This window comes from Pseudomonas sp. SDT291_1_S447 (assembly GCF_054070155.1).
Window position 1 is genome coordinate 23,007 of the sequence record NZ_JBSVXS010000068.1, and the last position, 6,757, is coordinate 29,763.

Genomic DNA, 6,757 nt, shown 5'->3' on the forward strand with positions numbered 1-6,757 from the left:
ACTCAGGTTTTGGAAGCGACACGCATCGGCTCCCTCTCCCTCGGGAGAGGGCTGGGCGGGCGGCGTTCCGATGAGGGGTCCGTCCGAAAGCGCACCAAAAATCTCCAGCCGAAAAACAGGCCCAATTTATTTCAGCGCGTCGCGACGATAAATAACCGTGGAAATGGCAACAGCACCGAGCCATCCGCCAACGCCGGATAAGCCTTCTCAACCTCCGCCAGGTATTGCTCCAGGTACTGCGCCTTTTCCGCCTCGGTCAGCGGATTCAAAAACGGAATCAACCCGCTCCCCTTGAACCACTCCACCACCCCCGCCGCCCCGCCTGACAGTTGATGGTGATAGGTCGTACGCCACACATCGACCCGCGCACAGTGTGGTCGCAGCATCGAAAAATAATCACTGGCGCTGGCCATGTCGGTACGCTGCCCCGCAGCGCCGGAAAGCTTGCTCGCCCACGGACCATTCGCGGCGACTTCACGCATCAAACGGTGGGAGGGTTCATTGAGGTTGTCCGGCATCTGGATCGCCAGACTGCCACCCGCCGACAGCTTGCTGGCCAAAGTCGGCAACAACGTCGCGTGATCCGGCACCCACTGCAATACGGCATTAGCGAAGATCACATCAAACGGCCCTGCATCGGCCCACTTATCAATCTCGGCGACAGCGAAGCGCAGATCCGGCAAGCGCTTGCGAGCCGCGTCGATCATGTCTGCCGAGCTGTCCAGCCCGCTGACCTTCGCCCCCGGAAAACGCTGCACCAGCAGCTCCGTCGAGTTGCCGGGACCGCAACCGATATCGACCACTGTTCGCGCTTCAGGCGTGGGAATCGCCGCCAGCAGATCGCGGGCCGGGCGGGTGCGTTCATCTTCGAAAGCGACGTATTGTTTGGCGGACCAACTCATTGCGTTCTCCTGTCGGGGCATTTCAGCGGTTGGTAACGATACCGCGATCTGGCGCGCCTGCCTCTCCTACCAACGTCCGGTGACGTGGGCGGATTTGTAATTAGAATTTTCCACCAGCCGCAGATGTCTGAATTTCAAGACTCTTCCCAATAAGGAACACGGCTATGAAATTCGCAAAAATCTCCCAGAAGCTCGCGATGGTGGCCGGTAGTCCCAAGACCTTCATGGGCGCATTGATCCTGATCGGGATATGGGGTTTGAGCGGGCCGATCTTTGATTACAACGACACCTGGCAACTGATCATCAATACTTCGACCACCATCATCACCTTCCTGATGGTGTTCCTGATCCAGAACACGCAGAACCGCGATACCGATATTCTCCATTTGAAAATCGATGAATTGCTCTTGGTGACCAAAGAGGCGCAGAACGCGATGCTTGGGCTGGAGGCGCTGGATCTGAAGCAGTTGGAGGCGTTGCGCAGGCACTACCGTTCGTTGGGCGAGGGTGAGGTGTTCAATCTTGAGGGGTTGGGCGAGAAGAGCAAGTCGAAGCAGGATTTGAATGAGTGCTGAAGGTTTTAAAAACAAAAGATCGCAGCCTTCGGCAGCTCCTACATAAACAGGTGTAGGAGCTGCCGGAGGCTGCGATCTTTTAACCTTGATTAGCGGCTAGCCTGTAAGGCGCGAGCCTTCTCCAGATGGCTTTGCAGTTTCGGCAATGTCTCGTCGGCAAACGCTTTAATCTCCGGCACGTCGGTGGTCTGCGCTTGCTGCTGAATCTGCTCGATGGCCTCTTCAGTGGCTTTGACCTGACTCGCGGCATAGGCCTGATCGAAGGAGGCGCCGTCGGTCACTTGCGGCATCAATTCTTTAGCCTTATCGGCCAGTTCTTCACGCGGCGCGACGGGCAGGTCGAGCTTCTTGGCGATTTTCGCCAAGTGCTGGTTGGCCGTGGTGCGGTCGTTGATGACGACGATGGTGTAGTCCTTGACCTCTTTCGACTCGGCCTTGCTATGGGCCAGACGACTGGCCTCGATGTCGGCCATGCCTTTGGCCGAGGCATCGTTGATGAAATCGGCGGGCGACTGGGCAAAAGCACTGCTGGCACACAGACCCAACAGCGATGCAAAACTCATAGTACGTATACGGGTGGCCATCCGGCTCATGGTCGCGCCCTCCTTACTTGCGAAATTCAAGCGGGAGCTTACGCCCCCGCCTCTCAATCAAAACTACCTTCACCGACTACTTCGATTTCTGAGCGGGCTTACGGCCCATGTCTGGTTTTGGCTCTTTGTCGACGGTCGTTGTGGTGGTTTTCCCACCTTTGCGACCTGCTTCAGAGGCCTTGGTTCGATCGTTGGCGAAGTTTCCCGAGTTCGAGTTTCTTGAATTAGGCATGATTCTCTACCTCTTGGTAATGATCGTGGCGAGCAGGTGCCCGCCTAGATTGAGAATTTTCTGGCCGGCAAAGGTTTAGAAAAGTTGCAGTCGCTGCGACGAACGGCGACCCCGGATCAACTATTCAACGCGTGATGGTTCAAGCGTTTGGCGGCATACATTGCTTGATCGGCGTGGCGAAACAGTTGTTGTTCCTCACGGCCGTGCTCTGGATAGCGGGCCACGCCGATGCTTGGTTCGATGTGCAGGTTGTGGCCATCGAGACGCATCGGTTGCACCAGCACCTGTCGGATTTTTTCCGCCACGCCGTCAGCATCTTCCGAGACCTGAACGCTGTGCAGCAGTACGACAAATTCATCGCCGCCAATTCTGGCCACCGTGTCGGTTTCGCGCACGCAGCCCTTGAGGCGGTTAGCCACGGTTTGCAGAAGCATGTCGCCGACGGCATGGCCGAAGGTGTCGTTGACCTGTTTGAAGCGATCCAGGTCGACATACAACAACGCCATATGTCCGGACTGTTCGCGCGCGCCGGCCAACGCGGCTTTCAAGCGATCGCGCAGCAATTCACGATTGGGCAGCTGCGTCAGCTGGTCGTACTGCGCCATGCGCCGCAGGCGGGCGTGCAATTGCTGACGCTCGATGGCCGTGGCGACCTGGGCGCAAACGTATTGCAGCAGTTCCTTGTCTTGCTCGGTGTAGCGCTCGCCGCCGGGCAGGCTTTTGACGATCAAGGCGCCAATGGTGCCGTTTTTCGAGTTCAACGGCACGCCGAGCCAGCAAGGCGCGTTCTGCCCCACCACCAACTCGGCGAAATCGGCTGGAGAATCTGCACTGTCCGGCGTCAGCAGAATCGGCTGGCCGCTTCGGATAACTTCCGTGCACAGCCGCCCGGTGACGGTGCCCGGTTGCTCGGGCTGCAATTCGTGATCGTCGACGTGATAAGGGAAATTCAGTTGTGCGCAGTGCTCGTCGTACAGCGCCACGGAGAAATTCATCGCCGGCAGCCATTCGCCGATGATCAGATGAATGCGCTTGAACAGCGCCAGCAGATCTTCCGCCGCATGGGCCGCTTCGGAAATCGCGTACAACGCTGCCTGGCGCGACTCGGCCTGCTTGCGCTCGGTGATGTCGCGCGCCACGGCGATGCGCAGTTGATCGACTTCCGACCAGCGCGCCGACCAGAGGATATGCACGACGCTGCCGTCTTTGCGCAGGTAACGGTTTTCGAAGTTGAGCTTGGGTTCGCCACCCATGATTTCGTTGGCGGCGGCGAGGGTGCGTTGCCGATCCGCCGGGTGCACCAGCTCGATCATTTGCCGGCCAATCAACTCTTCAGGCGAATAGCCGAAAACACGCTCACAAGCAGCACTGACAAAAACGAAGCGACCCTGCTTGTCGACCGCGCAAACGGCGTCCAGCAACAGATCGATAAAACTCGCCAACGGCGCGGAATTTCGGCTTTCCATGGTTCAGCGTGGGTGTCCGGACAATGCAGCACTGATCAACCATCCCTGACCTTTTTATTGCGCCTCCCTGCACACATTTTCAAGCCTTGTTCGGCATCAGCCCCGGCAGTGCATGCACCAGCGCGTTGATGGCAAAACCGATAAACATCACGCCGCACAAGCGGGTGATAAGCAACTCATGACGCTGATACAGCGTGCGTACCCGTTGCGCGCCGACCACGCCAATCAGAATAGCGTAGGCCAGCAGGCCACCGAGGAAACTCAGGGCAATCAGCGCCGGCAGCATCGACCAGTTGAGCAGTTCGGCGCGGCTCGACAGCAACGCAGTGAAGGTCGCAACGGCGACCGGGTAGGCCTTGGGATTGGTTAGCCCGAACAGAATGCCGTGCCAGAACGGCTTGCGCGCCGCGCCCTGCGGCTCGTCACCATTGCGACGCTGGGCGCGCACTGCGCGCCAGCCGAGCCAGAACAAGTACAAACCGCTGAGCACACCGAGCACATCAAACGCGGTGCTGCCGATTTCCCGGGCGCCGACAATCGCGATCAGCGCCGTGCTGCACCAGACCACATCACCGAGCAGGTGCCCGCAAAGAAACCCCGCCCCGGCCCGTCGCCCGTGGGCTGCACCGATGCCGAACACCGCCAGTACACCCGGCCCGGGCGTAATCCCGTAAATGAAACCCGAGGCCAGCACGGCCATTAGCAACGATGGAGTCATGGAAAACCTGCAAGCGCCAGAACACGTGGCCGCCAGTCTATAACAGACAAATGTGTCTGATCATGACTCGTCGTAAAAACGCATGCCGGCGTACGGTTTTTGCCGGCAGGCTGCCAGTCGCGAAGCGAGATCGCCGACATGGGCTTCGAGCTTGTGGCCATCGGGATCAAGGAAGTAGAACGACGCACCTTCGCTGCGGTTGTCGCGCCACTCCTGCACATTCGCGGCTTTTAGCTTCTGCACGAGATCTGGAAAATCGGCCGTATTGAGACTGAAAGCGTAATGGGTGTACTCGGCGCACGGTTCGCTTGAACGCAGCGGATCAAGCGACAGACACAACCACAGCCCCGGCAGCGACAGGTAAGCGCCGGCGTCCCACGTGGCTTCGACGCGCAGCTGCAACACATCGCGATAGAACGCCAGGCTGTGGTTCAGATCGCTGACCGCGAGGGTCAGGTGGTTGAGGCCGGTGAGCATGCGGTCAGTAACCTCTGAGGTCTTCGGGGACGATGTATTGCTGGCCGTCGTAGGTCAGGGTGATCTGTTTTTGCTTCAGGCGAGTGGTATTGGAAACGCACTCTTTACCCGACTGGGTGTTTTTCATTTTGCTGCCGCTGGTGGTAACGATCAAATCGGCCAGACCATGATGGCTGGAAGGACCGATCTCGACGGTTCGGCGAATCGTCTTTGTGTAGCCTTCGCAATCATTCATGAACTCACCGTTGCTCTTGGCAACCACCAAACCCTCCAGCACCGGGCGCAACTCGTTGCCTTCGCGAACGTACAGCGCCAGATCGGTTTTCTCGTAGGGAATGGCGTGGGAACTGTGCGCGAACTTTGAACGCAGACCGAAAGCCCGAACCTCCGGCGCCAGTCGATAACGGGCGGTATCGATGCGCAGATCCTCAAAGCGCACGGCATCGGAGTTGTAAGCCCCCGGTTTACGGTAAGTGACGATGGGGTTGTAAGTGCTGGCGTTGACGATCGAAAGATCCAGATCGAACACCCCGGCATCATCGTCGCCGGCGTCGGCAAGATAGGTGGATTTGACCGCGATCGCCTGATTCTGCACGGCGGGCCAGATTTTGCAGCGCGACAGGGATTTGCCGTCGAAGTCTTTGGTCTGGCAGGCGGCCTGGGCTTGAGCGGCCATTGTAAAAAGGCCCATCGCGATGAACGAGCCCAGCAATGTAGTACGCGAGAACATTATTCTTCCTTGAGTAAAAGACATCGGTCTTAGAGGCCTTTGAAATCTTCAGGCATTACGTAGTTTTTGCCGTCATAGCGAAGTGTCGTCAAGACCGGTTTTTGCGTGACGGTATTGGATACACACGCCTCGCCTTCGCCCTCGCCAACGGTCGAGCTACGGATCGTTTTGATCATCAGATCGGCAAAGCCATGGCTGCTGGTCTTGGCCAGCGCCACGGTTCGCGTAGTCTCGTAGCGCTCTCCTGCACAATTGCCATCCCACTCCCCGCCATATTCATAAACCACCAGCCGATTCATGACAGGACGCAATGCGTTGCCGTCTTTCACATAAAGCGACAACCAGGTTTGATCCAGAGGATTCACGCGGGAAGACCCTTTAAACCGCACTCGCACACCAAAAGCCTGCAACTGAGGTGAGAGTTTATAGCGGGCAGTATCGAATTTCAGTTCATCAAGCGCGATGGCATCCACGGAGAATGCGGAGGGCTGATAAAAGCTCGCTAACGGCTGCGAGTCTGCGCTCGCCACCAAGGCCAAACGCAGATCGTAAAGACCCACAGTCCCTGACTCGCCATACACCGGATCGGGCGAGAAATTGGCAGCAGCGGTGAGCGTCAGCCCGGGATACGCCGGCCACTCCTTGCAGAGGGAAAAATCCATCTCATGCGCCGTGGGCGCCGGTGCGCAATCGGCCAATGCCTGCCCCGCCAGCAACCACCCGCACAATGCCGCACACCCGATCCAGCCAGACTTCACTGTCACTTCCCGCTCCTTGAGCACTTTTCAGCCGCGCACTATCCCCTGCTGTATCGGCCCTTTCAACCGAATCATCAGTAAACCAAAGTGCATTTCCCGCTTGGTAGCGAGAAGTCGTTGACGGCGTTGCGGGTGTTGGGGCGATGTTGGCGATTGCCAGGGTGGTGTTGATTCGTATGTTTGAGAAAAATGGGGTGGCTGTTAACTGATGGAACCAATCCGTGATTTATCAGTGTCTGGAAGTCAGTCTTCGCGAGCAGGCTCGCTCCCACAGGGATCGCGTTTCTTCAGTTGAAATGCGATCAA

The 6,757-nt window shown here is 57.9% G+C and carries 9 protein-coding genes; 1 reads left to right on the forward strand and 8 read right to left on the reverse strand.

The window, feature by feature from the left end:
• Window positions 1–131: 131 nt before the first annotated feature.
• A complete protein-coding gene (tam, locus tag ACW9IR_RS19615) occupies window positions 132–902 on the reverse strand; it encodes a trans-aconitate 2-methyltransferase (protein ID WP_457464752.1) in 771 nt (256 codons plus the stop codon).
• A gap of 164 nt (window positions 903–1,066) precedes the next feature.
• Here tam and ACW9IR_RS19620 point away from each other — a divergent pair, with 164 nt between their 5' ends.
• Window positions 1,067–1,477, forward strand: a complete 411-nt coding sequence (locus ACW9IR_RS19620; RefSeq protein WP_102900234.1) for a low affinity iron permease family protein — start codon at window positions 1,067–1,069, stop codon at window positions 1,475–1,477.
• Between the two features lie 89 nt (window positions 1,478–1,566).
• Here ACW9IR_RS19620 and ACW9IR_RS19625 read toward each other — a convergent pair whose 3' ends face one another.
• The 7 genes from ACW9IR_RS19625 to ACW9IR_RS19655 all read right to left on the reverse strand — a co-directional run bounded on the left by ACW9IR_RS19625 (window position 1,567) and on the right by ACW9IR_RS19655 (window position 6,457).
• Window positions 1,567–2,070: a DUF4142 domain-containing protein gene (locus ACW9IR_RS19625; RefSeq protein ID WP_102900233.1), complete on the reverse strand. Its 504-nt coding sequence runs from the start codon at window positions 2,068–2,070 to the stop codon at window positions 1,567–1,569.
• Between the two features lie 76 nt (window positions 2,071–2,146).
• Window positions 2,147–2,302, reverse strand: coding sequence for a KGG domain-containing protein (locus ACW9IR_RS19630; protein ID WP_007911485.1), 156 nt, complete (start codon window positions 2,300–2,302; stop codon window positions 2,147–2,149).
• Between the two features lie 116 nt (window positions 2,303–2,418).
• A complete protein-coding gene (locus tag ACW9IR_RS19635) occupies window positions 2,419–3,768 on the reverse strand; it encodes a diguanylate cyclase domain-containing protein (RefSeq protein ID WP_457464754.1) in 1,350 nt (449 codons plus the stop codon).
• 79 nt (window positions 3,769–3,847) lie between these two features.
• Window positions 3,848–4,486 (reverse strand): LysE family translocator, encoded by a 639-nt coding sequence (locus tag ACW9IR_RS19640; RefSeq protein WP_034153111.1) that lies wholly within the window; start codon window positions 4,484–4,486, stop codon window positions 3,848–3,850.
• A 60-nt stretch (window positions 4,487–4,546) separates the two neighbouring features.
• A complete protein-coding gene (fos, locus tag ACW9IR_RS19645; protein WP_457464757.1) occupies window positions 4,547–4,963 on the reverse strand; it encodes a fosfomycin resistance glutathione transferase in 417 nt (138 codons plus the stop codon).
• A 4-nt stretch (window positions 4,964–4,967) separates the two neighbouring features.
• Window positions 4,968–5,693: a PA3715 family protein gene (locus ACW9IR_RS19650; RefSeq protein ID WP_457464759.1), complete on the reverse strand. Its 726-nt coding sequence runs from the start codon at window positions 5,691–5,693 to the stop codon at window positions 4,968–4,970.
• A gap of 29 nt (window positions 5,694–5,722) precedes the next feature.
• Window positions 5,723–6,457 (reverse strand): PA3715 family protein, encoded by a 735-nt coding sequence (locus ACW9IR_RS19655; protein WP_457464761.1) that lies wholly within the window; start codon window positions 6,455–6,457, stop codon window positions 5,723–5,725.
• Window positions 6,458–6,757: the final 300 nt, after the last annotated feature.